The 26,582-nt window shown below is 51.7% G+C and carries 23 protein-coding genes and 1 pseudogene; 19 read left to right on the top strand and 5 right to left on the bottom strand.

The features are described 5' to 3' along the window. The first annotated feature begins 12 nt into the window (after positions 1 to 12). The 4 genes from NYE33_RS24330 to NYE33_RS24315 all read left to right on the top strand — a co-directional run bounded on the left by NYE33_RS24330 (position 13) and on the right by NYE33_RS24315 (position 4,280). Entirely contained in the window at positions 13 to 852 is an 840-nt protein-coding gene (locus NYE33_RS24330; RefSeq protein ID WP_042136985.1) for an enoyl-CoA hydratase/isomerase family protein, read from the top strand. Between the two features lie 4 nt (positions 853 to 856). Then, a complete protein-coding gene (locus NYE33_RS24325) occupies positions 857 to 1,678 on the top strand; it encodes an enoyl-CoA hydratase/isomerase family protein (protein ID WP_341067963.1) in 822 nt (273 codons plus the stop codon). A gap of 22 nt (positions 1,679 to 1,700) precedes the next feature. Beyond that, entirely contained in the window at positions 1,701 to 2,909 is a 1,209-nt protein-coding gene (locus NYE33_RS24320; RefSeq protein ID WP_076244948.1) for an L-serine ammonia-lyase, read from the top strand. 210 nt (positions 2,910 to 3,119) lie between these two features. Beyond that, complete coding sequence (locus tag NYE33_RS24315; protein ID WP_341067961.1) at positions 3,120 to 4,280, top strand: Gfo/Idh/MocA family protein; 1,161 nt, start codon at positions 3,120 to 3,122, stop codon at positions 4,278 to 4,280. 62 nt (positions 4,281 to 4,342) lie between these two features. Here NYE33_RS24315 and NYE33_RS24310 read toward each other — a convergent pair whose 3' ends face one another. Further along, positions 4,343 to 5,212 (bottom strand): helix-turn-helix domain-containing protein, encoded by an 870-nt coding sequence (locus NYE33_RS24310; protein ID WP_341067960.1) that lies wholly within the window; start codon positions 5,210 to 5,212, stop codon positions 4,343 to 4,345. Between the two features lie 124 nt (positions 5,213 to 5,336). Between NYE33_RS24310 and NYE33_RS24305 the strand changes: the two genes are divergently transcribed. The 3 genes from NYE33_RS24305 (at position 5,337) to NYE33_RS24295 (ending at position 8,123) form a co-directional block, all read left to right on the top strand. After that, positions 5,337 to 6,224 carry a sugar phosphate isomerase/epimerase family protein gene (locus tag NYE33_RS24305; protein WP_340946005.1) on the top strand — a complete coding sequence of 296 codons (888 nt, stop codon included), beginning with the start codon at positions 5,337 to 5,339 and terminating at the stop codon, positions 6,222 to 6,224. A gap of 21 nt (positions 6,225 to 6,245) precedes the next feature. Next, on the top strand, positions 6,246 to 7,310 hold the full coding sequence (locus tag NYE33_RS24300) for a Gfo/Idh/MocA family protein (RefSeq protein ID WP_341067958.1): 1,065 nt from the start codon (positions 6,246 to 6,248) through the stop codon (positions 7,308 to 7,310). 219 nt (positions 7,311 to 7,529) lie between these two features. Beyond that, on the top strand, positions 7,530 to 8,123 hold the full coding sequence (locus NYE33_RS24295) for a class I SAM-dependent methyltransferase (RefSeq protein WP_042141156.1): 594 nt from the start codon (positions 7,530 to 7,532) through the stop codon (positions 8,121 to 8,123). A 93-nt stretch (positions 8,124 to 8,216) separates the two neighbouring features. Here the strand turns inward: NYE33_RS24295 and NYE33_RS24290 are convergent, their stop codons facing one another. Beyond that, positions 8,217 to 8,423, bottom strand: coding sequence for a DUF1657 domain-containing protein (locus NYE33_RS24290; RefSeq protein ID WP_042136998.1), 207 nt, complete (start codon positions 8,421 to 8,423; stop codon positions 8,217 to 8,219). 223 nt (positions 8,424 to 8,646) lie between these two features. On the opposite strand from NYE33_RS24290, the gene NYE33_RS24285 reads away from it, so the two are divergent. The 11 genes and pseudogenes from NYE33_RS24285 (at position 8,647) to NYE33_RS24235 (ending at position 21,794) form a co-directional block, all read left to right on the top strand. Further along, positions 8,647 to 9,507, top strand: coding sequence for a DUF421 domain-containing protein (locus NYE33_RS24285; protein WP_042136999.1), 861 nt, complete (start codon positions 8,647 to 8,649; stop codon positions 9,505 to 9,507). A gap of 1,031 nt (positions 9,508 to 10,538) precedes the next feature. Further along, positions 10,539 to 11,852, top strand: a pseudogene (locus tag NYE33_RS24280) (right-handed parallel beta-helix repeat-containing protein); the annotation flags it as partial. A 97-nt stretch (positions 11,853 to 11,949) separates the two neighbouring features. Beyond that, on the top strand, positions 11,950 to 12,927 hold the full coding sequence (locus NYE33_RS24275; protein WP_042141158.1) for an aldo/keto reductase: 978 nt from the start codon (positions 11,950 to 11,952) through the stop codon (positions 12,925 to 12,927). Positions 12,928 to 13,111: 184 nt separating this feature from the next. Beyond that, positions 13,112 to 14,560 (top strand): spore germination protein, encoded by a 1,449-nt coding sequence (locus tag NYE33_RS24270; protein WP_042137001.1) that lies wholly within the window; start codon positions 13,112 to 13,114, stop codon positions 14,558 to 14,560. Continuing rightward, the gene (locus NYE33_RS24265) at positions 14,557 to 15,705 is read left to right on the top strand and encodes a Ger(x)C family spore germination protein (RefSeq protein ID WP_042137003.1); all 1,149 of its coding nucleotides are present in this window, start codon (positions 14,557 to 14,559) and stop codon (positions 15,703 to 15,705) included. Before NYE33_RS24270 ends, NYE33_RS24265 begins: the two co-directional genes overlap by 4 nt. 18 nt (positions 15,706 to 15,723) lie before the next feature. Next, positions 15,724 to 16,815 carry a GerAB/ArcD/ProY family transporter gene (locus NYE33_RS24260; RefSeq protein ID WP_042137005.1) on the top strand — a complete coding sequence of 364 codons (1,092 nt, stop codon included), beginning with the start codon at positions 15,724 to 15,726 and terminating at the stop codon, positions 16,813 to 16,815. Positions 16,816 to 16,909: 94 nt separating this feature from the next. Further along, positions 16,910 to 17,887, top strand: a complete 978-nt coding sequence (locus NYE33_RS24255) for an AAA family ATPase (protein WP_340945992.1) — start codon at positions 16,910 to 16,912, stop codon at positions 17,885 to 17,887. A 3-nt stretch (positions 17,888 to 17,890) separates the two neighbouring features. Then, positions 17,891 to 18,979 (top strand): DUF58 domain-containing protein, encoded by a 1,089-nt coding sequence (locus NYE33_RS24250; protein ID WP_076244962.1) that lies wholly within the window; start codon positions 17,891 to 17,893, stop codon positions 18,977 to 18,979. Continuing rightward, on the top strand, positions 18,976 to 20,319 hold the full coding sequence (locus NYE33_RS24245; protein ID WP_341067955.1) for a hypothetical protein: 1,344 nt from the start codon (positions 18,976 to 18,978) through the stop codon (positions 20,317 to 20,319). Before NYE33_RS24250 ends, NYE33_RS24245 begins: the two co-directional genes overlap by 4 nt. A gap of 27 nt (positions 20,320 to 20,346) precedes the next feature. Further along, positions 20,347 to 20,754: a MerR family transcriptional regulator gene (locus NYE33_RS24240; protein ID WP_042137014.1), complete on the top strand. Its 408-nt coding sequence runs from the start codon at positions 20,347 to 20,349 to the stop codon at positions 20,752 to 20,754. A gap of 98 nt (positions 20,755 to 20,852) precedes the next feature. Beyond that, on the top strand, positions 20,853 to 21,794 hold the full coding sequence (locus NYE33_RS24235) for an alpha/beta hydrolase (RefSeq protein ID WP_341067953.1): 942 nt from the start codon (positions 20,853 to 20,855) through the stop codon (positions 21,792 to 21,794). Positions 21,795 to 21,798: 4 nt separating this feature from the next. Here NYE33_RS24235 and NYE33_RS24230 read toward each other — a convergent pair whose 3' ends face one another. The 3 genes from NYE33_RS24230 to NYE33_RS24220 all read right to left on the bottom strand — a co-directional run bounded on the left by NYE33_RS24230 (position 21,799) and on the right by NYE33_RS24220 (position 25,492). Further along, on the bottom strand, positions 21,799 to 22,125 hold the full coding sequence (locus tag NYE33_RS24230; protein ID WP_042137016.1) for an AzlD domain-containing protein: 327 nt from the start codon (positions 22,123 to 22,125) through the stop codon (positions 21,799 to 21,801). Then, positions 22,116 to 22,835 carry an AzlC family ABC transporter permease gene (locus tag NYE33_RS24225; RefSeq protein ID WP_341068743.1) on the bottom strand — a complete coding sequence of 240 codons (720 nt, stop codon included), beginning with the start codon at positions 22,833 to 22,835 and terminating at the stop codon, positions 22,116 to 22,118. Before NYE33_RS24225 ends, NYE33_RS24230 begins: the two co-directional genes overlap by 10 nt. Before the next feature lie 593 nt (positions 22,836 to 23,428). Continuing rightward, positions 23,429 to 25,492 (bottom strand): beta-galactosidase, encoded by a 2,064-nt coding sequence (locus tag NYE33_RS24220; RefSeq protein ID WP_341067952.1) that lies wholly within the window; start codon positions 25,490 to 25,492, stop codon positions 23,429 to 23,431. A gap of 144 nt (positions 25,493 to 25,636) precedes the next feature. Between NYE33_RS24220 and NYE33_RS24215 the strand changes: the two genes are divergently transcribed. Further along, positions 25,637 to 26,470, top strand: a complete 834-nt coding sequence (locus NYE33_RS24215) for a helix-turn-helix transcriptional regulator (protein WP_042137023.1) — start codon at positions 25,637 to 25,639, stop codon at positions 26,468 to 26,470. Positions 26,471 to 26,582: the final 112 nt, after the last annotated feature.

Below are 26,582 nucleotides of genomic sequence, written 5' to 3'. Positions count from 1 at the left end.
GGAGGAATTACAATGACAGAGAGACGGATGATTGGACCCACCAAATTTGAAGAGTACTCGGAGAAATACAAGGAATTCCTGTTAATGACCCGCCGTGACGGAATCCTTGAAGTGCGTCTTCACACCGACGGAGGATCGTACACGCACAATTGGGAAGCTCATACCGCCTGGTCTCATGCCTGGTCAGATATTGGCCGTGACCCTGAGAACGAAGTCATGATTATTACGGGAACCGGGGATAAATGGCTGATTGGCGACCCTGAGGTCTGGAATACTAAATTCATGGACTGGCCGAAGCAAAAGAAGCTCGAACAGTATCATGAATCGCTGAGACTGCTTGAAAATCTGATCTTCTGCATTGACATCCCGACCATCGGGGCGGTCAACGGGCCGGGAACGCACTGTGAACTCGCAACGCTCTGCGATATTACCATTTGCACGGAAGACGCGGACTTTTTCGATCCGCATTATCTGGGAGGCACGCCTCCAGGAGATGGAATGCTGCTCACACTGCAGAGCATGATCGGTTTCAAAAAAGCAGCCTACTACGCATACACCGGCAAGAATATCAACGGTCAGACCGCCTTGGATCTGGGTATTGTCAGTGAAGTTCTGCCCCGTGAGCAGCTTCTTCCACGCGCTTGGGAGCTCGCGGAGATGATCATGCAGGCACCGCGTTCAACGAGACATCTGTCTCACTCCATTATCTCCCGGCCATGGAAGCAGGCTCTGGTCGCCGATCAGGGATTCCAGCTTGCCCACCAGATGTACGACATGGCTATTGATGAAGAAGGAGCACTGGAACGGCTGAAGAAAATGCAGGGACGCCTGATGGGCAACGATGTTCAATAGAAAGATGACGGGGCCTACTCGGCTCGAAGAATACTCGGAGAAGTACAAGGACTTATTCCTCATGACCCGCCGCGGCGGCATCCTGGAAGTGCGTATGCACACTGACGGGGGACCTTTACAATTCGACTGGCCGGTCCAAGCCGCTTATGGTCACGTATGGTCAGATATTGGCCGTGATCCTGAGAATGAGGTCATGATTCTTACAGGGACAGGAGAGTTATGGCAGACCGGCAATCCTGAAGTCTGGAATACGAAATTCATGGATTGGCCGAATCGCCGGAAGCTGGAAATGTACCATGAATCACTTAGAATGATTGAGAATATGGTTCATTGCCTGGATATCCCCACCATTGGGGTGGTTAATGGCACTGGTGCACACTGGCAGCTGGGAACGCTTTGTGATATTACCATCTGTGCGGAAGACACAGCGTTCTTCGATGCCCATTACCTGGGCGGTGTACCGCCCGGAGACGGAATTGTCTTAGCACTTCAACAACTGCTGGGAACCAAGAAAGCGGCATTCTACGCATATACGGGGATGAACATTAATGCTCAAGCGGCATTAGACCTCGGTCTGGTCAGTGAGGTGCTGCCTCGTGAACAGCTTCTTCCACGCGCGTGGGAGCTGGCAGAAAGAATCATGCAGGCGCCCCGCTCGGTAAGACATCTTACACATTCGATTGTGTCGCACCCGTGGAAAAAAGCCCTTGCCCATGATCAGGGTCTACAGATTACTCACCAATTGTATGACATGGCCATGGATGATGAGGGGATTCATGAGCGGCTCATGAAGCTCAAGGAACGTTTTCAGAGGAATGGGCAATAGCCAGAAGGGGGATAAGGGTGCTATGAGATCTTTGACTGAGCTATTTAAGATTGGCAGTGGACCGTCCAGCTCCCATACTATGGGGCCGGAGAAGGCGGCCAGGATCTTCAAATCAGAGAATGAAGACGCAGATGAGTTCAAGGCGTTGATCTATGGTTCCCTTGCCAAAACAGGCAAAGGCCATTTGACGGACAAGGCTATTCTTAGAGCACTTTCACCCGTTCCGGCGGAGGTTGAATTTGTTCCACAGGCAGATTTTGTTCTGCCCCATCCCAATACGATGGATTTGTTCGCTTACAAAGACGGGCGCCAAATCTCATCCATGCGTGTCGTCAGTATCGGCGGCGGGGACATCGTTATTGAGGGACGGGAGGAGATGCAAACGCCAGATGTCTACCCTGAGAACAGCTTTGCTGAGATCAGCACCTTTTGTAACGCCAATCATATTCGTCTAAGCGATTACGTCGAGCAGCGCGAAGGCAAACAGATCTGGGATTTCCTCCAAGGAATCTGGGAAGCGATGAAGCGTTCGATTGACGAAGGGCTGTCTGTCACAGGTATTCTGGAGGGCGGTCTTGAGGTCGAACGCAAGGCGAAATATCTGTATCATCAGCGGGATATGGATGAGAGCCCGGAGACGAGGGAGAACAGGATCGTCAGCGCGTACGCTTTTGCTGTCAACGAACAGAATGCCGCCGCTGGCACAGTCGTAACGGCCCCGACCTGCGGGGCCAGCGGTGTCGTGCCCGCTTCGCTCCGTTATATGCAGGAGAAGATGCAGGTCCCGGACGAACAGATCCTCCGGGCTCTGGCCGTCGGCGGGCTCATTGGCAACCTGGTCAAGCAGAACGCCTCCATCAGCGGCGCTCAGTGCGGCTGCCAGGCGGAGGTTGGCACGGCTTGCTCTATGGCAGCGGCTGCACTGGCTGAACTGTCCGGTATGGAGATTGACCAGATTGAGTATGCGGCGGAGGTTGCTATGGAACACCACTTGGGGTTAACCTGTGATCCGATTAACGGACTCGTTCAAATCCCTTGCATTGAGCGGAATGCTGTCGGTGCGATGCGGGCGATCAATGCGCTGAGCCTGGCCAAATTCTTGTCTGGTACCCGTAAGATATCCTTTGATCTGGTTGTACAGACCATGTATGAGACAGGCCTGGATATGAACAGCAGGTACCGCGAAACTTCAGAAGGCGGGCTCGCTAAGCTCTACAAAGCTGACAGTTAAATGATACTTCCATGATCATGTGGCTGTAATTTCATACTTGTGTAATGTAACGAAGAACGTCCCGTGCTGCCGGTTGGCAGAAAGGACGTTCTTTTTTTGGAGGCTATACAGGGCAGGCTGCTGCTTCAAGAAGCAATTTGACGGGGCGCCGCTTGGATGAGAAAATGTATGCGTGTACATGGAGTGTGATTTCAACAGAGGAGGCTTCAAATGGAACAGCTACGCATTGGAATGATAGGTTATAAATTCATGGGCAAGGCCCACAGCAACGCCTACCGCAGTCTGCCGATGTTCTTCCCGAAGGCCGTCAAACCGCAAATGTCCGTCATCTGCGGACGCAATGAAGAAGCGCTGAAGGAGGCGGCAGACCAGCTGGGCTGGTCGGAGAGTGTAACCGACTGGAAAGAGCTGATCGGGCGTGACGATATTGATCTAATCGACATCAATGCGCCGAGCAATGCCCATAAGGAGATTGCGTTGGCGGCTGCTGCTGCAAGCAAGCATATTTTCTGCGAGAAGCCGCTGGCGCTGAATCTGGCAGATTCGCGAGAAATGCTCCAGGCTGCAGAGGCGGCCGGCATTGTTCATATGGTTGGCTTCAATTACCGTTTCTCCCCGGCGGTCAGGCTGGCGAAACGGCTGATCGAGAGCGGGCGGCTGGGAAAGATCTATCATTTCCGTGCCTGGTTCCTGCAGGACTGGATTCTCGACCCTGAATTCCCGCTGGTCTGGCGGCTGCAGAAGGAGATTGCCGGTTCAGGATCGCATGGGGATCTGGGGGCCCATCTGATTGATCTGGCCCATTTCCTGGTAGGGGATGTGCAGGAGGTCATCGGCATGAGTGAGACGTTCGTCAAGGAACGGCCCCTGGCAACGGAGATGACAGGTCTCAGCGCCCGGGCCAGCAAAGATGCACCGCGCGGCGCGGTAACGGTGGATGATGCTACTTTGTTCCTGGCCCGTTTTGCAAACGGCGCATTGGGCAGCTTTGAGGCGACACGGTTCGCGGCCGGGCATCGTTCGACCAATTCTTTTGAGATCAATGGCAGTCTGGGCAGTGTGAAATTCGACTTCGAGCGGATGAACGAACTGGAGGTCTATCTGACCTCGGATGATGAGGATGTGCAGGGCTTCCGGAGAGTGCTCGCCACCGATCCCGCACATGACTATGCTGAAGCCTGGTGGCCGCCGGGTCATACGATTGGATTTGAGCACACATTCATTCACGAGATGCTGGAGCTGTCGAATGCGATTGCCGAAGGCCGTCAGCCTGAGCCGAATTTCCGGGACGGTGTGAAATGCCAGGCTGTACTGGAAGCTGTGGAACGTTCGATTGAAGAGCGGCGCTGGGTTCCGATATCTGAAATGTAAATAAGCTCATAGAGCATTTAAATAACACCGCACGAAATCTGCTGCGGTGTTATTTTTATGTCTTATTTTCGCGCCCTGGTTGGGGTCAGGCCTTTGTACTGCTTATAGAGCTTCGTGAAATAATTGGGATTGTCACAGCCGACTCTGCCGGAAATCTCTGTAATGCTGAAGCCGGTCTCCCGCAGCAGCCGCTCGGCTTCATCCATCCGGCACAGGTTCACATAGTCAATGAAGGTGCGTCCGGTCAGCTTCTTGAAGGTTTTGCAGAAATGGAAAGCGTTCAGATTGACAAAGCGGGCAGCACGCTCGACCGACATTTTCTGATCGACATGTGTTTCCAGGTATTCCAGCAGCGGCTTGAAGCGTTCGCGGTTGATAGAATGACGTTCACTCTGCTGGGCGGGGAAGGTACGGGACAGGAGTGTGAAGAATAAGTGGAGCTGGTTCTTCACCACGAGCTGAAAAGCCGGTTGTTTAGCCTGCACCTCCTCAATAATCCGCTCAAGCAAGGGATAATACGAGGCGCATTCCGGGTTGTGGACCACCGGCATGACCGGAAACTGATACTGATTGCTAAGATAAGGGGCCACAAATTGCTCATGCTGGGAATCCTGATTCCGGTCCTTGAACAATGAGGCATGAAAAACAATCGAGATATAAGAAACATCTCCGCTATACAAGCTATAGCCGACATGCAGCCCGCCGGAAGGTACCATGATTACGTCTCCGGGACCGGCTTCATACGGTTTGCTGTCCACATGAAAGATCGCCCGGCCTTCACGCATGACAATAATCTCGAAATGCTCATGCCAGTGCAGGAAAAGGATATTCTGCTCGGGCTTGGCGCCCTGGCACTGATTAAAGAACAAGCGGAATGGATAGATCTTCTCCTCGAGCGCAGGGTATTCCTTAAGTTCCTTCGGATAAGTCATGATGGCTTCAACTCCCACAAGATTCAGCTAGTTTAACACAAGATAAGAAGAGATTTTGCCCGAAATGAAGGATATACTTGGGTTGTTGAACTAACTATAAACCAATATTGGAGTGGTATACAAGATGCAGGATACAATGAGAATCGGGACACTGGTGGGAGGCGGGGATGCACTAAGAGTGATTCCACAAATTATAGGTCACGGGTTCGAATCATTCAGCCTGACCTTCTGGCAGACAACGGGAAACACGGATCTGACAGAAACTGCTGCACGGGTGCGTGAACTGGCTGCGGAGCATGATTTCGTGATCTCTTCTGTAGGGATATTCGGGAATCCGCTTACAGGCACTGGGGATAACTCGGATGCGCTGGGCAGCTGGGAACGGCTGATCGACCACGCCCATTTGTTTGGAACCGATATGGTCTCCGGCTTCACCGGACGACTGCCCGGGGTTTCGATTGACGAGTCCATCCCGAAATTTGCAGAGGTGTTTGGTGAGCTCTCCAAAAGAGCCGCGGACCGTGGCGTCAGAATTGCCTTTGAGAACTGTTCCATGGATGGAAACTGGCAATCCGGAGACTGGAATATTGCCCATAACCCTACAGCATGGGAGAAGATGTTCAATGCGGTGAATGCCGATAATCTGGGTCTGGAATGGGAGCCCTGCCACCAGATGGTGCAGCTGATTGATCCGATTCCGCAGCTGCGCAAATGGACGGACAAAATTTTCCACGTGCACGGCAAGGACGCTACGATTGCCTGGGATATTATCAAGGAATACGGAATTCACGGACCTAAACCGTATGTGTGGCACCGGACACCGGGCTTCGGGGATACGAATTGGACTGATGTAATCTCGGTACTGCGGCAGGCCGGATACACAGGAACGATTGACATCGAAGGCTGGCATGATCCCGTTTACCGTGACGATCTGGAAATGACCGGCCAGGTTCATGCGCTCCATTATTTGAAGAATTGCCGGGGCGGCAGTTTCGTGCCAAATCCGGTCTAATCCAGAAAGCGGGGAACACCTATGACAGCAGTATATCGTGTAGTTGTTGCGGGCTGTGGAGCGATGGCTAATGAATGGATCAGCTATGCGCTGAAGCATGCTGATATTGAAATCGTCGGACTCGTAGATATCCGGGTGGAATCCGCGCAGGCCATGGCAGAGAAACATGGACTCACCTGCCCGGTATTTACAGATATATCACAGGCAATTGAAGCTACAGCGGCCAATCTGGTGTTCGATATCACCGTGCCTTCCAGCCATTTCAGTATTGCCAGTAAGGCACTGGAAGCCGGATGTCATGTCTTTACCGAGAAGCCGCTGGCGGAAACGATGGAGCAATGTAATGAAATCGTTAACATGGCCGGACGTACCGGGCTGAGCCATGCCGTCATGCAGAACCGCAGGTATGATCCGCATATCCGCTCTTTGCGCGGGCTAATCACCTCGGGAGTCATAGGGCGGACGGGCTCCATAAGCGCAAGCTTCTTTCTGGCTCCGCATTTCGGCGGTTTCCGGGAAGCGATGGACAGCCCGCTGCTTCTGGACATGGCCATCCATACCTTCGATCAGGCCCGCTTTATCAGCGGCGCCGATCCTGTAAGTGTGTACTGCCAGGAATTCAACCCTCCAGGATCGTGGTATGAAGGGAATGCGGCGGCTATCTGTATTTTTGAAATGTCAGACGGCTCCGTATTCTGTTATCAGGGCTCATGGTGTGCAGAAGGAGCGCCTACGTCCTGGGAAGCCTCATGGCGGGTCCAGGGGGAACGGGGGGCAGCCATCTGGGATGGCCGGGATATGCCGTATGCCGAGATTATCGGTGGCGGTGAAGCTGCCGGACAGTTCCTCAATGAATATGAGCGGGTAGAAGGGCCGGCTGTGCAGATGGAGGAGACCTTCCATCAGGGCTGTCTCGAAGAGATGTTCCGCTCGCTTGCGGAGCAGCGCCCAGCCGAGACCGACTGCCGCGACAACCGCTATAGTATGGCGATGGTGCTTGGCGCTTTGGAGAGTGCGCGGACAGGCAGCAAGCTGGACATTGCCGAATTCATCCGGAATGCCGAGCGGAATGTGCCGGATAAATAAAATGTGCGGAAGAGGGAAGGGCAGCCGACCGGCGGCTCTTTTCTTTTGTGAAAGATAGGAAATCAGCGATTCTCTAAGAAACTTGTAACTGGTTACTGGTAGTGCTGGAACAAGACGAGTAGCGTGATGCGGACTGAGAATCCGTTATGCAAAATAAGTCACATAAATCCATCTGAATCTGACAATGCTGTATTCCTGATTACTCCAATTGAGATTACAATGAATACCAGGGTAGTGGATGCTAATCAAGGAGTGATCCGGTTGAATGAACCATTAAGAGTAGTGATTGGAAGCGGAGGTAGTCCGCACAACAAAGGATGGCTGCATACGGAAGAAACGGAACTGAATCTGCTGCGTGAAGCGGACTGGTCAGAGAAATTCCGCCCCGGCTCCCTGAAGGTCGTTCTTGCCGAACATGTCTGGGAGCATCTGACCTATGAGGAAGGTGTGCAGGCAGCCTGCAACTGTTATACCTATCTGGCTCCAGGCGGATATATCCGCTGTGCTGTTCCGGACGGATTCTTCCCGGATGAAGCTTATCAGAACATTGTGCAGATCGGCGGGCCGGGACCCCTGGACCATCCTGCTGCCTCTCACCGGATCGTACATACTTATATTACTCTGCAGAAGATGTTCACTGCCGCAGGGTATCAGGTTAAACTGCTGGAGTACTGTGATGAATCCGGCCAATTTCATGAATTTCCCTGGGATGAGCGCGGCGGTTTCATCTACCGGTCCAAGCGTTTTGATCACCGTAATACGGAGGGGAAGTTAGGTTTTGTTTCATTAATTGCAGATGCAGTTAAAGTGTGAGACTTGTATTTAAAAGTAACAAATAGGCTGATCCGGTAGCAGAGAAATCTGCGTATGGATCAGCCTTTTTGCGTTCTTAATAACTAATGCCGGTTAGAACCCTTTATACTGCGGCTCTTCTTTCTCGATTTCGGCTACGCGGCCTTCCACCTGCTGGACAATCTGCAGCGTCTGCTCTGCAGCATTGGTGAACAGGGTTTTGGCTTCCTCGTTCTGGGTTTCCATGGCGAACTGCTCAAGACTGGCTTGGGCGCTCTTCAGCGAAGCTACGCAGGTTTTGACCTGTGATGCAACAGTCATTGGATCATTACCTCCTCGGGTCTGGGTTGGAACAGAATCTCACAGTGTAGTATCCGCATCCCTTAGCAGGACATACAGGTAACAAATCCCATTTGGCAGATAGTCTGTGCGCCCATTTGGCAGCAGGAATTTATTCTCTTGGTTATTTTCCGCCTGTTTTGACAAATAATGAAGCTGATGCGATATATGCGGGTAATGAATAACTTTACAGGAGGTTTTACGAATGCCGGAAGCACTGGAGGTCATTCTTCGGACAATTTTTGCTGTAGTAGTGCTTTTCTTCCTTACTAAAATACTGGGGAAGCGTCAGGTTTCACAGCTGTCTTTTTTCGAATACATTACGGGAATTACTATAGGCAGCTTGGCAGCATATATCTCGCTGGATACGGACAAAACCTGGCACCTCGGCCTGATTGCACTAATTGTCTGGGTTGCCTTCTCGTTCGGAATTGAATTCCTTCAGATCAAGAGCAAGAAAGCGCGGGATTTCATTGATTTCAAATCGACCGTACTGATCAAAGACGGTAAGATCCTGGAAGACAATATGAAGAAGGAGCGTCTGTCGACGGACGAGCTGCTGGAGGAGCTGCGCAAAAAGGATGTCTTCAAAGTGGCTGATGTTGAATTTGCCATTATGGAGTCGGACGGTGCGATCAATGTGCTGCTCACCCGTGAGAATCAGCCGCTTACACCCAAGCATCTTGGGATTAAGGTTGCTCCAGAGAGAGAGACTCAGGCTGTGATTATGGACGGCGAAATTATGGATGAACCGCTCGATACCCTGAATCTGTCGCGCGGCTGGCTGGAGGGGGAACTTGGTAAGCTTGATCTGAGCGTGGAGAATGTATTCCTGGGCCAGGTAGACTCTTACGGCGAGCTTACCGTAGATCTGTACACGGATAATGTGGAGGTTCAGCAGCCGCAGGACAAGCCCCAGCTGTATGCGCTGCTTAAGAAATGCGAAGCCGATCTGGAGCTGTTCAGCTTGTCAACGAAGCATAAAGAAGCCAAGCAGATGTACGAAAATTGCTCAGAACAGCTGCAGACCTTGCTGAAGAAGCTGAAGCCTTTTATCCAAAATTGACACCAAATATTGATTGAAGCTAAGACCCCACATAGTGGGGTTATTTCCTATGCACATCGCTGTGAATCCAGAAGAGTCCGGCGGAAAATTCATAGAAAATTCTATAATTCAAAGAAATACAATAAAATGGTTCTGAAACCTCTGTACAATTACAAATATTTACTTATAGTGGAGATTAGATTGGCTGCTGCGAAAAAGAACACAAAGCAGTGATCTGCATAGTCGGGCAAAGGGAGGAACGCCATGGCGTATAGCTGCTGCACTTAGACAGACAAGTTTTCGTTGGAATTGCAACCGTAATGCAAACGCTGCAAATGGTTATTAAATAATCCAATACTTTGGAGGTTAATGTTAACGTGAAAATAAAAAAGCGATTTACTTATGCTTTAATGATTGCGCTTTCTTCAGTGCTCGTCTTGGGCGGGCTGCAATGGGGCATACCTTCAGCTGCTGCGGCAAGTCTGTTCAATGATGATTTTGAATCCGGCAGTGCAGGCAGCTGGACCAGTACCACAGGTACATGGTCTGTGATTCAGGATGGCAGCTCCAAGGTATATTATCAATCTGCCAGTACAGAAGGCCGCACCTCCGCAGGCAGCAGCACATGGACTGATTATAGTGTGCAAGCGGATGTGAAGGTGGATAACTTCAACGGAAGCAACCGGACTTATGTGTGCGGGCGGTATACGGACGGGAACAACTACTACGCAGCTTCTTTGTCGAACAGCAATGGCGGCACACTCGAAATCCGCAAAAAAGTCTCGGGTTCGAGCACAACGCTGGCCTCCAAAGACTTCGCGGTTTCTACAGACACTGTGTACACAGTGAAGCTTGAGCTGAGTGGAGATTCAATAAATATGTATGTGAATAATGTGCTGCAATTAAATGCACACGATAACAATTTGACTGCCGGAGGCATTGGCCTTGTCGCTTACAAGACTTCAGTCAAATTCGACAATGTCGTAGTCAACGGGGCAGGTTCCACGGTTCCGACCGCTGCACCATCCGCAACACCAGCAGCGACAGCAACCGCAAGTCCAACTACCGCCCCTACAGCTACTGCGACTTCAGCACCTACGGCAACCCCTGTAAGTACACCAACAGCAACAGTAACACCGAGCACAGCACCAACTCCAGTTCCTACGGTCGCCCCGACGCCAACGGTAACACCGGTATCAGGAAGCCTGTATGTTGCACCCAACGGGGCAGCCGGTAATCCGGGTACAATTGGCAGTCCGACGACACTCTCTTCGGCACTTACCAGAGTGGCTGCCGGAGGAACAATTTACATGCGCGGAGGTACCTACTCCTTCACAGCCCCGGTAACGGTTGAGCGGGAGAACAGCGGAAGCTCCGGGCTGCGCAAGAACCTGGTGGCCTACGGAAGTGAGAAGCCGGTACTGGATTTCTCAGGAGAGACCTTTGCTTCTACTGAGCGCGGCCTGCAGATATTCGGACACTACTGGAATGTAAAGGGCCTTGAAGTGAAAGGGGCAGGAGATAACGGTATCTTCATCGGCGGTAACTACAACATTATCCAGAATGTTGAGGTTCATCATAACCGGGACTCCGGGCTGCAAATCAGCCGCTATTCCTCTACCTTGTCTAACATGGCCGATTGGCCCAGCTATAACCAGATCATCGGCGTGTATTCCCATGACAACTTCGATCCGGATAATGGCGAGGATGCCGACGGATTTGCCGCCAAGCTGACGATTGGACCCGGGAATGTGTTCGACTATTGCATCTCGGCCTGGAACACAGATGACGGCTGGGATCTCTATACCAAATCGGATACCGGCCCTATTGGGGTGGTCACGATCAAGAACAGCATTGCATATAAGAACGGCCAGACCTCGGACGGAAACAGCACAGCGAACAGTGACGGCAACGGCTTCAAGCTTGGCGGTGAAAAGATTGCTGTCAATCACATCGTGTTGAACAGCATCGCTTTTCAGAACAAAAAACACGGGTTCACCTACAATAGCAATCCAGGTTCCATTCAAATGACCAATAATACCTCGTGGAGCAATGGTCAGAGCAATTTTGCCTTTGATACAGGAACTCATCAATTTACGAATAATCTGAGTTTTGCCGGCGCTTCCAGCGATAAGACCAGCGGAACGGACATCCTCAGCACCAATGTATGGTGGAAAAGCAATGCCAGCACCAATGCCAAAGGCCTAAGCGCAAGCAGTAGTGATTTTGTCAGTCTTACACCTTCGGTCGTGAGAAATGCGGACGGTTCGTTCAGCCTCGGCAGCTTTCTGAAGCTGGCCGCCGGAAGTGATCTGATCGGATCAGGTACGCCAAGCGGTACGAACATCGGCGCTACGTTTCAATAAGCCGGATAACAGGACGGATTTCCATTTCCGGCCGGCAGCGGTATACTATAATCGGTTTCATAGGATCTAATTTGCTATAGGGAGGATGCTGCCGATTATGGAATATGTGAAGCTGGGAACAACGGGACTGGATGTATCACGGATTTGTCTGGGGTGTATGAGCTACGGGGTGCCGGAACGCGGAACTCATCCCTGGTCACTGAATGAGCAGGAGAGCCGGCCGTTTATCCGCAAAGCGCTGGAGCTGGGCATCAACTTCTTCGATACGGCCAACATTTATTCTGACGGTACCAGCGAAGAGATTGTCGGACGTGCGCTCAAGGATTTCACCTCCCGTGATGAGGTAGTCATTGCTACTAAGGTGCATGGTAAAATGCGCCCGGGCCCCAATGGCGGAGGCCTGTCGCGTAAGGCTATTATGAGCGAGATCGACCATAGCCTGAAGCGGCTGGGGACGGATTATGTGGATTTGTACCAGATTCACCGCTGGGATCCGTCGACACCGGTTGAAGAAACGATGGAAGCGCTGCATGATGTGGTGAAGGCGGGCAAAGCACGCTACATCGGAGCATCCTCGATGTCTGCCTGGCAGTTTCTGAAGGCACTGCATGTGGCGGAGCGGCACGGCTGGACACGATTCGTATCGATGCAGAATTATGTAAATCTGCTGTATCGTGAGGAAGAACGGGAAATGCTGCCGCTGTGCAAAGCGGAAGGGATCGGAGTGATTCCCTGGAGTCCGCTGGCCCGCGGGCGGCTGACCCGGGACTGGCAGGAGACGAGTACCCGATCGGAAAGTGACCAATTTGCTAAGCTGCTGTACTCCCGGACGGAGGAAGCCGACCGCCTTGTGGCGCTGAGAGTGAAGGAGATTGCTGAAGAACGGGGTCTTCCGCGTGCCCAGGTTGCACTAGCCTGGGTCCTCCAGAAGAAGCCGGTCACAGCACCGATTGTCGGAGCGACCAGCATGAGCCATCTGGAGGATGCTGCTGCAGCGGTATCGGTCACGCTCAGTCCGGAAGATGTACTCCGTTTGGAGGAGCCTTATATTCCTCATCCTGTGATGGGCTACTAAGGACAGATACAGCAACGATAATACACCGTTTAATGAAGGAGCCGGGATGATCCGGCTCCTTTTTTAATGAAATTTATATATTTTGGGGCCCGCATAGTGGGGCTATTTGCGCTTAGGGGGCATAAATTCAGGGTGTTCTGGCACACTAAGGAAGATTCTCTATAACCGGAAGGAGGCAGGCAGGGTGCCGGACAAGAATATACTGGAGCTCATCAAAGAACAGCTCACGGATTGCAGCGATGCTGTATACCAGTCGATACATGTGTACGGACACGCCTGCATGCTGATCTATATACCTGCCATCGTGGACATGCTCAGCCTGCAGGAGTTTGTTGCCAGCCCGCTGAAATCAGAGGCTAACAGTGAACCGGACTGGCCGCAATTCATGGAGCGTCTGGACCGCGGCTCAGCCTTTGCCATTCCTTATATGAAGGCTTTTCATCCGGACAGGGCCGTGGAGCTGATTGTCAGCGGGAATCCGGTTCTCTGTATTGAAGGACTGCCGTATGTCTATTATTTCGAAATTACCCAGTATCAGAAGAGGGCAGTGTCCGAATCGCAGAACGAGCTGGTGGTCATTGGACCCCAGGAGGCTTTTATCGAGGATGTTCAGACGAATCTGTCCTTGCTGCGGCACAAGATCAAGCATGCCGATCTGAAGACCAAACATTTCTCGATCGGCAGATACACCAAAACCGATGTATATCTGGTTTATATCGAAGGGCTCTGTAAGCCGGAAATCCTGGCTGAAATGGAAGAGAAACTAAATAATCTCTCAGTCGACGGAATTCTGGGCATCAGCTATTTGGCTGAGCATATGCGCCAGGGGCATTTTTCACCTTTTCCAATCTATCAATATACAGAACGTCCCGACTCTGTAGCCGCATCGTTGATGGAGGGCAGAATCAGCATATTGCAGGACGGTACCCCGTCGGCATTACTGGCACCTGTAACTTTCTTTGCGCTCCTGCAATCCTCTGAGGATTATTACCAGAACTTCTATGCCGGCAGCTGGATCCGGCTGGTCCGCTTCTTTTTCTCGCTGATATCGATGATTCTGCCTTCTTTATATGTGGCGATCACAACCTTCCACGCACAGATTATTCCGTCCAACCTGCTGATCACCATTGCTGCCGCCCGTGAGAATATCCCTTTCTCCGCACTGACGGAAGCTTTGCTCATGGAACTTACTTTCGAAGCACTGAGAGAAGCAGGGACCCGCATTCCGAAGCCGGTTGGCCAGACTGTCTCTATTATCGGCGGTATTGTCATAGGGCAGGCTGCGGTACAGGCGGGAATTGTCTCAGCACCCATGGTCATTGTAGTTTCCATTACGGGTATCGCCTCCTACATCATCCCCCATCTTGAGCTTGGATTGACCTTCAGGCTGCTGCGTTTCGTGCTCCTGATTCTGGGGGGGACGATGGGACTGATTGGTGTCTTCATCGCCGTTTTTATCATATATGGCCATCTGGCTAATCTAAAATCGTTTGGCACTCCCTTTCTCCAACCGGTGGCTCCGCTGGTTCTGGAAGACTGGAAGGATACCGTGGTCCGTGTTCCGTCCCAGTATATGACGGAGCGCAGCTCCTCCTATACCGACAGGAAGAATAAAAGGAGACAGAAGCAATGAAGCCCCTCAAGCTGATCCTTGTGTTAGTGCTGCTTTTGAATCTGACCGGCTGCTGGTCCAAGCTGGAACTCGACGAATTGACCTTTGTATTTGGCTTGTTTATTGATGTTGGTGAGGAACCCGGAACGGTTGAGGTGACTATCAGTTCGCCGCTCCCGAACCGTCTGGATTCAGGCGCACAAGGGGGCGCGGCTGGAGACGGAAAGAGCTACTCTATGGTATCCAAGACTGCACCGACCATTCCGGAAGCTATCCTGCTGATTCAGAAGGATTTGTCACGCAAAATGGAGGCTTCACATCTCAAGATTATTGTACTGGGCAAACAATATGCCAAGCAGGGGATAGGAGATATGCTGGAATGGTTCCAGCGGCAGCCTGAGAATTCTCTCGGAACCTATATTATGGCTGCTCCAGGCAAGGCTAAGGAGATCCCGATGCTGACACCGGTCTTCGAGCAATTGCCCGATCAGGTGCTTAATAATATGGCCAGGCAAAAGATTCTGTTCAGCACAACAATCAGAGACTGCATACTGTCGGAATCCTACCATATGGGCTATGCCATGAATTATTTATCTTTCGGCAAAAAAAGTGAAACTTCCGAGCAGGGGAAAACGGAATATTGGTGCGGGGTAGACGGTGTGATGCTGTTTCAGGATAAGAAGATGAAGGCCATACTGAAGGTGAAAGAGGGTAGAGCCTTGGCTTGGGCAGCAGATCATTATGTTCAATCTGTAAATTCGTTTGCTTGGGATGATGACGGCAAGGGGACTGCCACTGCGTATTTTCTGAATGACAAAACCTCCTCCTCTGTCAAGATGACTCCTGAAGGGCCAGAATTCCATGTGAAGCTAAAAGGCCGGGCGAGTATAACCTCCTTCAAGGACTCCAAACAACGTAAAGCGGACCAGCTCAGCCATCTGCTTAAGACCAAACTTCAGGAGAAAGCGGTAAAGGAAGTTTCGGAGACGCTGGAAAATGTGCAGAAGGCGGGAATAGATGTACTTCAGCTCGGTATGCTGCTGGAATGGAATTATCCGGAAGAATGGAAACGTCTGCGTGATCACTGGGAGGATTATTACAGCAGGGAGGCCCGGATCAAGGTGACAGCTGATTTTAAAATTGCGGATTTTGGTTCGGAGAAATAAGGGGGCGAAGGAGGAAATATGCGGACATCTAAATGGCAAATGACTCGGTTCTCGATTGTATACCTTGGCTCTCAAAGTACGATGTTTCTGATTCCCGGTCTCATTGAAACCTCATCCTATCAAGGATGGATAAGCCTGATTCTTGGCGGTTTCCTTGGGCTGATTCTGTTATATTTCACGATCATGGTGGGAAAGCTCAAGCCGGGAATAGGCTGGGTTGAGTTCGGGGCAGAGATTATGGGGAAGTGGCTGCATGGAATCATAGTGATTCTGCTCTTGTGCTGGTGTATTTATTACGTATCATATGATATACACAATTTCGCACTGTTCTTCGGAGGCAATTATTTGCGCGGAACTCCCCCGCTTTTTATTATACTTGTTGTAGGTCTGGTCATTATGTACACCGCTCATCTGGGTTTTGCCTCTATGGTGTATATGTCGGAAGGCATTGCTCTGATCTGCATTGTCTTCGCCATTCTAAGTACGTATTTATTCATCCAGCATGCAGAATATTCTATGCTTCCGGCATTTATCCATTATCATGACCCGCGCATCGTCATTAAGGATTCGATTACGGTGATGTCCTGGTTTGGCGAATGGGTTGTGTTTCTTTTTGTTGCCCCGGAGCTTAAGATCAGCAATAAGATCATGAAGCCACTAAGTTTGGGGGGGATCACTGTGATACTGATTGTTCTGATAGTATGGCTTATGACCATGCTGAATTTCGGCCCGTATCTCGGGAAGGAACTGCAGTTTCCCTTCCTGCAGATGATCCGCAGTTCCTCGAATGATGATCTCCTGGGAAACTCTGATCCGATTCTGATTGGCATATGGTCGTCCTCAATGTTCATTCACAGCTCTTTTATGATCTATGTTGCTTATAAATGCGCCTTGTATCTTACCAGACAAAAAGCAAAAAAAATTATGATTCCGCTCCTGACGGTCTGTTCCATTACAATTGCATTTGTATACTCGATGAATGTGGCCGTATATTACCACAATTATTATTCTTTCAATACGAGTATTTTTTGGCTGATTGTGGAGTTTATACCGGTGTACTATTTTATCGTAGCATGGGTACGCTCGAAGTCCGGCAAGCAGCTGAAATGACTGTTGATTCTCCCAATTATATAATGTAGACGCTTTCTGGTATGATTAAGCTATAGTACATACCTTTTTTTGGAATAGGATGGTGTCATTATACATGAATCTTCAAGAAGCATCTGCTCTAATTGAATCGATAAGGGGAAATTTGGCTAAGGTTATTGTCGGAAAAGAAGATGGTGTAAACCTGCTGCTAACAGCTTTGCTCGCAAATGGTCATGTACTCCTGGAGGATGTGCCCGGAACAGGCAAAACGCTGCTTGCCAAAACACTCGCCCGCTCGCTGGACTGCACATTCAAGCGGATTCAATTCACGCCCGACCTGCTGCCTTCTGACTTAAGCGGCATCAACTACTACAACCAGAAAAGCGGGGAATTTCAATTCCGTCCAGGTCCGGTATTCGCCAGTATTCTGCTCGCTGATGAGATTAACCGGGCCACTCCGCGTACCCAGTCAAGCCTGCTGGAATGTATGGAGGAGCGGCAGATTACCATCGACGGTGTGACTCATGAGCTGCAGCGGCCGTTTCTGGTCATCGCCACGCAGAATCCGATTGACAGCCAGGGGACGTTCCCGTTGCCGGAGGCACAGCTCGACCGGTTCTTAATGCGGATTACAACAGGGTACCCCACATTTAATGAAGGGGTTCATATTCTGCAGCGGTTCCGCCAGAACAACCCGCTGGAGGATACCGGTGCGGTTGCAGGTGCAGAGGAAATTCAAGAGATGCAGCGGCTTACCGCTGGTATTAATGTAAGTGATGAACTGCTGGCGTATATGATCAGTGTGGTCGAGGCTACACGTAAATCTCCTGCTGTCCGGCTGGGTGCGAGCCCCCGGGCAGGCTTCGCCCTCCTGCGTGCTTCGCAGGGATATGCTCTGATTCAAGGGCGGAATTATGTTATTCCGGATGATATTAAGTCTGTGGCCGTTCCGGTGCTTGCACACCGGCTAATCCTTCAGCGCGGACCCGGAGTCCGCGAGGGGCAATCGGCAGAGGTCGTGCTACAGGTGCTGCGCGAGGTGGAGGTTCCGGCGGAGGCTGCTGTCCTGTCCAGAGGCGGAAGGGTGGAATGAGCCATGTCGCTGCCGTGGTTCATTGCAAGCACGCTGTTTCTGCTGTTGTTCGTCTCTGTTATATACGACCGTAACGCACTTAAGAAGGTCACATATACCCGCTATTTCTCGGCCAAGGCCGTATATGCAGGAGAGCAGGTGGAGATGGTCGAGGAGATCATGAATAAGAAGCTGCTTCCCCTGCCTTGGCTGCGTCTGGAATCCAGTATCGCCCGGGGGCTTGAGTTCGGCTCCCAGGAGAATCTGGGCATCAGCAGCGGTGAGATCTCACAGAATCATGTCAGCCTGTTCTTTCTCAGGTCTTACCGCCACATCAAACGCCGGCATAACGTGATCTGCCGGGAGCGCGGATTGTTTCTTCTGGAGACCGCGACGATGACCACAGGGGATCTCTTCGGGATGAGCCGCAAATCGAAGACCTTCCCGCTGCAGCTGGAGCTGCTTGTCTACCCGGGGCTGCTTCAATTTCATGAGCTTCCGCTGCCGGTGCACAGCTGGCTCGGCGAGCTGCCCGTCAAGCGCTGGATTGTAGAAGATCCGTTCCTTACTGCAGGTACCCGCGAGTACAGTGCAGGGGATTCCCTGGCTTCGATCAACTGGAAAGCGACAGCCCGGACAGGAAGCATGCAGGTGCATCAGAAGGATTTCACGGCCGATTCACGGCTTGTAATCTGCCTGAACGTGGAGATCAGCGATTCCATGTGGCGGACCGTAACCGATGTGGAGCGGATCGAGCTAGGCATCCGGTATGCGGCGACCGTGGCTGAATATGCCATCAGCCATGGCATTGAGACCCGGCTGCTCAGCAACGGAAGGCTGGACGGTGGCGGGGCAAGAGATCCGGTGGATACCTGGCCGATATCACAGGCTGAAGAATTCCTTGGCATGCTGGCCAGACTGAATCTGGACAGAACATTGCCAATGAGCAGGCTGATGGAGATTGAAGCAGAGAAGGATGAAGGCGATACGGATTATCTGATCATTACCTGTCACCGGGGGGCGGAACTGCAGGATGCCGCTGCGGTATTGAGCTTCATGGGGAATGGAGTAGAATGGCTGGATATTCCGGAAGAAGGCGGTGCAGCGCTATGAAACTCCGTTTCTCATCTTCATTCCAGGCCAACCTTGCGCTATGGATTACTGCTTTCATAGACTGGCTGCTGCTTCTGCCTGTCTGGCTGGCGCTGCAGACTTATCTGCAATCGGGTGAAGCAGCGGTACGGTGGATTTACCTATTACCGCTGCTGGTTGCAGGCGGTGTACTGCTGCGGCATAGATGCAGCCGGTTATGGCAGCAGCTGCTGGCGGCGCTGCTGCTGGGTCTCTTGACCGGACTGATAAGCAGCACACTGACACTCCCGGGCATCCCGCTGGTAACGGGTGCCGCAGTCTGTGCGTATCTTGGCATGACTACAGCTTCACGGGTGAACCGGTTCAGAATCTATCTGGCCGGAATCACAATCTATTTCATTGGTTCAATAGCCTTCTCCCAGATTCCGGAGCTTCAGGCTAATGTGACTATATTAACCTGGAGCGGAAGCTTATGCCTGGTGCTGGCACTGATTGACTCCAACAGCAGCCATCTGCGCTACAGCTCCTTAAACAGTGATTCTGCACGTCTGCCTGAAGGCCTGCGGCGGCATAACCGCCTGTATCTGGCGGGATTCATTGTCCTGGCGGCAGTCCTGGCGGCGGGCGGCGGCAAAACGGTGGGTATGCTGCTGTGGAATGCGGTGAGGCTCTTCTTCACCTGGCTCAGCCGGCTATCCTCCGGTGCAGAGGAACCTCCGCCGGAGGAGGCTCCTCCACAAGCCATTCAGGAATTCCCGGCAGCGGAAGCCGGTGAACCTGGCATTCTGGCCGCAATTCTTAACATTGGCTTCTATATTATAGGTGCAGCTGCAATAGTTGTGGTGCTGTATTACGGAGTACGCTGGCTATACAGAAATACCGGTGGACTGCTCCGCAGAGCAATGGACTGGCTGTTGACAGTGCTGCGCAGAGAATCGCCTGCAGCTGCTGCCGGTTATCAGGATGAAGAGACCAGCCTGTTCACTTGGGAGCAGACCGTTCAGGGCTTCAGGGATTACTTTCGTACCAGGCTTACACCATCCAGCCGCCGGGACCGGTGGGAGACGATGGATGGAAGCCGGGCACGCATCCGCTGGCTCTATCGTCATTGGCTCCGCGCCAAGCATACCGACGGGTATGAGGTGAAGGCATATCTGACCCCTCAGGAGACGGCTGCCGATGTGGCAGCATGGTCAGAAGGACAGAAGCGGCAGCGCAAAAGCCCGGGCAGCGAAGGGGAAGCCTATAACCGCCTGCTTGCATTTTATATTAGAGCCAGATATGCAGATGAGGAACAGTCAGACCTCACTGAGCTCTCTGCTGAAGAGATTACGGCACTTAAAGAACAGTTGAAGCTGTAGCTAATCCTGCAGGAAGGAGAAATAGGGATGACCCCATATTTACGAGGCGAGCTGGCCAAAGAGGCCGGAGTAAACATAGAAACGCTCAGGTATTATGAGAAATACGGGCTGATTCCGCAGCCTCAGCGCACGTCCAGCGGATACCGGATGTATCCGGAGGAAGCGCTGGAAAGGATCGCTTTTATTCAGAATGCGAAAGCTTGCGGTTTCACTCTGCGTGAGATCAAGAAAGCTTTGGTCAAATCTGCAGACGGCAGTATCGGAATACCGGATTTTATTACAGTTATTGAGAGTAAAATGGCTGCTGTTGATCTGGAGATTGCCAAACGGCACAAGACCCGCACAAAGCTGGAAGAATTGAAGAGCAGCCTCCTTACACAGGACAGGCATCCGGGTGTTCAGGAGACTCTTGATATCTTGAACATGAAGGGCTGAACCGGCGGGAATTTAATCTGAGATAGCCACTTGACCCTGTACTCCGGTACAGGGTTTATATTGTGTCTATGAACGATTAAGAGGAGGAATGAACCGTTATGTTATGCCCAAGTGTTACTCCAGCCGGACAGCTGCAGGCCATTTCCAACCAGTTGAAGCACAATAAACCGTATCCGGGACAATCGGCCCAAGAGATCCGCGCCGCCCTAGCAGAATCCGCCGCACAACTGCCTGTGCTTAACGGTGTGCAGGTTGAGCAGGTAAGGACAGAGAGATTCAGTGGGGAGTGGGTCAGAACTGGTGAGAAAACGGATGCACATAGGGATACAAAGGTAATCCTGTATTTCCACGGCGGAGGGTTTGTGGCCGGCAGCTGTGAAGTCTACCGGGATCTGGCCGCAAGGCTCTCGGCCGCCAGCGGAATTGCTGTGCTTACTGTAGAATACCGGCTGGCTCCGGAATTCCGTTATCCGGCTGCCGGTGAAGATTGCCTGTCCGCGTACCAGTGGCTGCTGGACCAGGGCTTCAAGCCGGGGCACATCATATTTGGCGGAGATTCTGTAGGTGCCACGCTTGCCCTTATGACGCTAATCTCTCTGCGGGATGAAGAGAAGGCGCTTCCGGGCGGCGCATTCCTGCTCTCGCCTCATGGAGATCTTGTTCATTTGGACGGAGAGTCTTATACGAGCCGGGCGGATAGAGATCCCACAGGAAGCCGGGAGACTAATCAGCGTATTCTGGAAGATTATCTTGGGGAGTATGCCGGGGAAGCTCCTGCACTATTATCACCGCTGAGACAAGACCTCACTGGACTGCCGCCTCTGTTCATTCAAGTAGGTGATCACGAGGTGCTGCTGAGCGATGCCGAGCGGCTGGCCGGTAAGGCAATAGAGGAGGGGACACCCGCCACGCTGGAAGTGTGGGAGAACATGTGGAGTGTGTTTCAGATGCTGGCTGCGCTGCTGCCTGAAGCGCAGCAGGCGATTCATCATATTGGCGAATATGTAAAAGAGATGCTGAAGCTTGAAGCTGAAGTATAATGGCTTAAAACAGCAGGCGCAGCAGCATCAGCGCCAGGATGCCGGTGACTACGGTTCCGAGCAGGCTGCGGGTTTTGACGGCTACCCAGAAGGAGGGCAATGCCGCGATCAGCTCCACATTCGTGGAAAGGCCGGCGAACCTGCCGTCTGTTACGAATAGTTCCTGGGCGACCAATGCAGCCATTACCGCAATTGGTACAAAGCTTAACCAACGCATCCCCCAGTCCGGAATGGAGATCCGGCTAAGCAGCATAAGCGGAAGAACGCGCGGGATGAAGGTAACGAGTGCAGCGCCCAGGATAATGAAGAAGATGTCCAGTCTTATTTCCATTGTTCAATCACCATTCCAATCGTAGAGGCTATAAGAGCTGCCGCAATCACGCCCATGCTGGGCGACCACAGAATAGAGACCAGAACGGCAACAATGACAGCTATGAAGCCGACGGTAATGTCCAGCAGATATTTGCGCCGTGCCATGACCGTCAGCACCAGCAGTCCGATGAACATGGCAGGCAGAGCGAAATCCAGCCCCCACTTCTCCGGACTGGATATCCACTGTCCGAGGAAGGCGCCGGCGATATTGGCCAGGAACCAGTTCAGATAGGCTGTGATATTAAGCCCGTGCATCCATTTCTCGCTGATCCGCTTCCTGGAGGCGCTCTTCTGGATGGCTACCCCGAAGGTCTCATCGGTAAGCAGTGATCCAATCAGCAGATTGCGCAGCGGATTCAAATGGCGGAAGTACGGCGATATCGCCGCGCTCAGCAGCAGATGACGCAGATTGACCAGCAGAATTGTGATGATGATGCTGGAGGCGCTGCTTCCGGCCGCAATCATTCCTGCGGCGATAAACTGGGCTGATCCGGCATAAAGAATAATGGAGATCATGGCAATTTCGGCAATGGAGAGGCCGGCAGTTTTCTCCACAACACCTGCTGAAAAGCCAATGCTTAGATAGCCGAGCAGAGTAGGGAGGCAGTCTTTGACCCCTTGCAGGAAGGTGTCATTCCCCTCCGGTACCTCTAGGGCATCCCGCTGCAGGCGGCCATTCGCCGGAGACTCCTGTTGTATGAATTCTGGCTTCACGGATTCACTCGCTCCTCTATATTCCAAACTATTCATTTCCAAGCTATGTATAGCATCACATATAAACTTGTAATAACCGCTTTGGTAAACCGCTTGCTGAAGGTTTGACAGTGACCGGTCACGGTATATCAGGTATGCTTAATTGTACTTTGTACATCTAAATCACCTGATTTACTAGTGTTTAAGCGTTTAGTTGTATTTCGTGCAATTAAACTGCCCTATGTAGGGGGGGCTCGCCCATTCGGGCAAATTTAGTTGTACAGACTACAGTTATAAGAGGCAAACATGCTTTTTTTCTGTTTTTAATTGCACATAATACAACTATCACTAACTTCCACGTTGAAACTGAATATGAATTTCAGTTTTTAATATCTAATAATTCACAGCGAATTGCAAGGAAATTCTATATTTTATATGCTGCAATGCCCTCGCCAGTTTCGGTACCGGGCAGCTTGCAGCAGCAAAAGGGTTCCGCTATCCACAGAGCAATCTGCGGCGGCGGAACCCTTTTATATTGATTTAGTCATGCCTAAGCTAAAAAGGAATTGTTATTCCAGCACCAGAACGCCATATCCATCCAGCGTATAACTTCCCGTGAGGGTTTGCCCGCTTAGCAGATCCGTTCTGGATTCCTTAAGTACGATCTCTGCCGGTTCTTCACTATAGTTAAGCAGGAAGGTGAGTCCTGCAGCGGTATCTCCCTCAGAAGCGCGGATCTGCAGCTCAATCTCCGGCGGCAATTCCAGCCATTCGGCAGCAGGTGAATTCAGTCCCAAACTTCCGATCATTTGCAGCACGGCCTGCTCATTGAATACAGCCCCGTAGTACCAGACTTCCCCCTTGCCGCGCTTGTTGCGGGTTACCGCCGGTTTGCCGGCATAATAATCGGTAGCGTAGGTACCCATAACCTCGACACTGTCCTCTTCCACATGAAGAATATCATTGAAAGCATCCGCACCCGTAAGCGTCCCTGGATTATTCGTCCAACGGATCGAGGTAGGCTGACGTGTTCCTTTGACCATAGTGAACTCTTCCACGGTTACACCGCACATCTCCTGGGCTGCTCCGGGAAAAGGCCGCATATAACATTGTCCGGTGGTATCCTTGTATCCGGTGCGGCAGCCAAAGATCAGCTTCCCGCCTTGCTGTACATATTGATCCAGCAGGGCCGCTGTGTCGTCACTCATAATGGCCGGATGCGGGTAGACCAGCACCTCGTAACTCACAAGCTCCGCAAGCGTTGTATTGCTGCGCATATACAGAACATCATTGGGGATATGCTTCCGCTGCAGTGCCTTGAACCATTCCTTGTTGCTCTGCCACATGAATGGCCCGTGCCAGATGTCATATTCCCCGTCCCACTCATTATCATAATCCCGCACGATGGCGATATTAGCCTGAGTCCGGCTGCCGATGAAGGCTTTGCCGATCTTTGCCAGCTCCTTGCCGATCTGCTCGGCTTCCTTCACGCGCCGATTCGGTTGGTTATGATAGTCATTCAAGCCGTGCCAATAGATTTCGTTCCCCATAGTAGCTGTCCGCCAGCGGAAATAGAGCAGCATATCCGCACCATGGGCGATAGACTGGTAAGTCCACAGCCGCATCTGCCCGGGCTTCGGAGAAGGCATATCCATCCGGTTGACCCAACCGCCGGGTCCCGACTGCTGTTCCATCACACAGAAGTTGCTGCTGATGGAGCGGACCGCAGAGAGTGACAGCCCCCAGCCGCGGTCACGCAGCGGGTTCACCTCTGCCGGATCATAGTAAATGGTCGAGAATTGCGGATATGAATCATAGCTGAAGAAGTCCAGCAGCTCGTCATTCAGCTCATGGCTGTCCAGATGTCCGAATAGGCCGTTCGTAGTCACCCACTGGTCAGGGGCCAGTTCACGGAGGATATCCGCCTGGATTTTGGCAAAATAAATCGTGTTATAAGAGATGAAACGCTTCTCATCCAGTGCCTGATGCGGATTGGGCTGGTTAGGCGAGGGGGTTGGCCGGGTCAGATAGACCTGTGACCAGCGGGTATAGGTCTGATTCCAGAACACAGTACCCCAGGCTTCATTCAGCTTATCCAGTGTCACATATTTATCCTGAAGCCACGTCCGGAAGGCAAGATGGTCACTCTCCGAGTAGAACACATTTACCTCACAGTTCAATTCATTATCGATCTGCCAGCCGGTCACTCCGGGGTGACTGCCGTAATGCTCTGCAAGCTTAGTCACAATTCTGGCGCAGAGCTCACGGTATTTGGGGCTGCTGTAATTATAATGACGGCGCATGCCGTGCTGCATAGTCACACCTTCATAAGTCACATTTAATACCTCAGGGTATTGCTCGGTTAGCCAGGCGGGCGGAGTGGCAGTAGGTGTTCCCATAATCACCTTCAGCCCGTAGCTGTGCGCCAAATCTATAGCACGGTCAAACAGGCCGAATTGAAATTGACCTTCTTCCGGCTCAAATATCGACCAGGCGAACTCGCCCAGACGTACAATGGTGAATCCGGTTTCAACCATACGGCGGTAATCATCCGCCCACATGGATTCAGGCCAGTGCTCGGGATAATAACAGACGCCAAGCTCGAATCGTTCTGCAGCAACAGGTTTCTTCATAGTAACCTCCAAGTGTAAATATATGCTTTATAGTTGGTACCAATCTATTGTATTATCAGCAGTGTATACACTTATATAACATAATATTGCTATTGTATTACTATATTGCGTGCTTGATTCAAGGCGGAGAGAAGAGGGGATCGTATGAAAAAGCATTATGTTCTACCGCAGCCAGCGTATGCCCATTATGTATGTTATCCGGAGATGCTGGGCCATTACAGCGACTTCCCGCAGCATGCGGAGCGCAGAAGTGAAGGTTTCCTGGGCAGCTATAACCTTCATATGGTTTTTGGCGGAGAAGGGTATGTGTTCCAGGAAGGGGAACGGATATCGATGAAGCGGGGGAGCGGGTTTCTGTTCCCGCGGGGGGCTTACCAGCAATACGGTTCTGATCCGGGCCAGGCCTGGAATGTGCGCTGGGTCCATTTCGCCACAGCTTTATCTTTGCCGATGCTGGAGGAGGCGGATCACTCCCGCGGTTATTTTTTTACCTTCGATCCCGGAACGGGCTATGAGCCGGTCTTCGAGGAGATGTACAGGCTAAGTGCGGCTTATGAGACCCGGAGTGAACCGCGTCTGTCTACCCTGCTCTATGAGATTCTTGTGACGCTGATGCAGAATTCTGAGCCGCTGCACGGGTCGGTGCCGCTGGAGATCAGACATTCCATCCGGCTCACGGCCGACAGGATACACAGCGAATGCGAGCGGCCCTGGACGCTGGAAGCGATGGCCCGGCTTGCCGGTTACAGCAGCTATCATTTTCTGCGGCTGTTCCGGAGCATAATGGGCAAGACGCCGAACCGTTATTTAAGTGACTGCCGGATGGCCCGTGCCAAGCTGCTGCTGGTTTCGACTGAGCTGTCTGTCGCGCAAATTGCGCTGCAGAGCGGTTTTCACCAGTCGAGTTACTTCATTAAGGTCTTCAGACAGCTGGAAGGCATGCCGCCAAACCAGTACAGACGGTTGTTCAGCTCATAGAATCATAGTGTAGCCGAAACAATATTAACAAACTTTGTTACATTATCAGCGCTTTTTGTGCTGTACTTGACATGTTTTTGCTTGAGAAGGTTACAACCGGAGGCGAAGGGTT

The sequence above is a fragment of the Paenibacillus sp. FSL R10-2199 genome (assembly GCF_038000235.1).
In the GTDB taxonomy this organism is placed as follows: Bacteria; Bacillota; Bacilli; order Paenibacillales; family Paenibacillaceae; genus Paenibacillus_AQ; species Paenibacillus_AQ phytohabitans.
The sequence above is the reverse complement of the archived record's forward strand: the minus strand, read 5'-3'. Positions and strand labels throughout refer to the sequence as shown.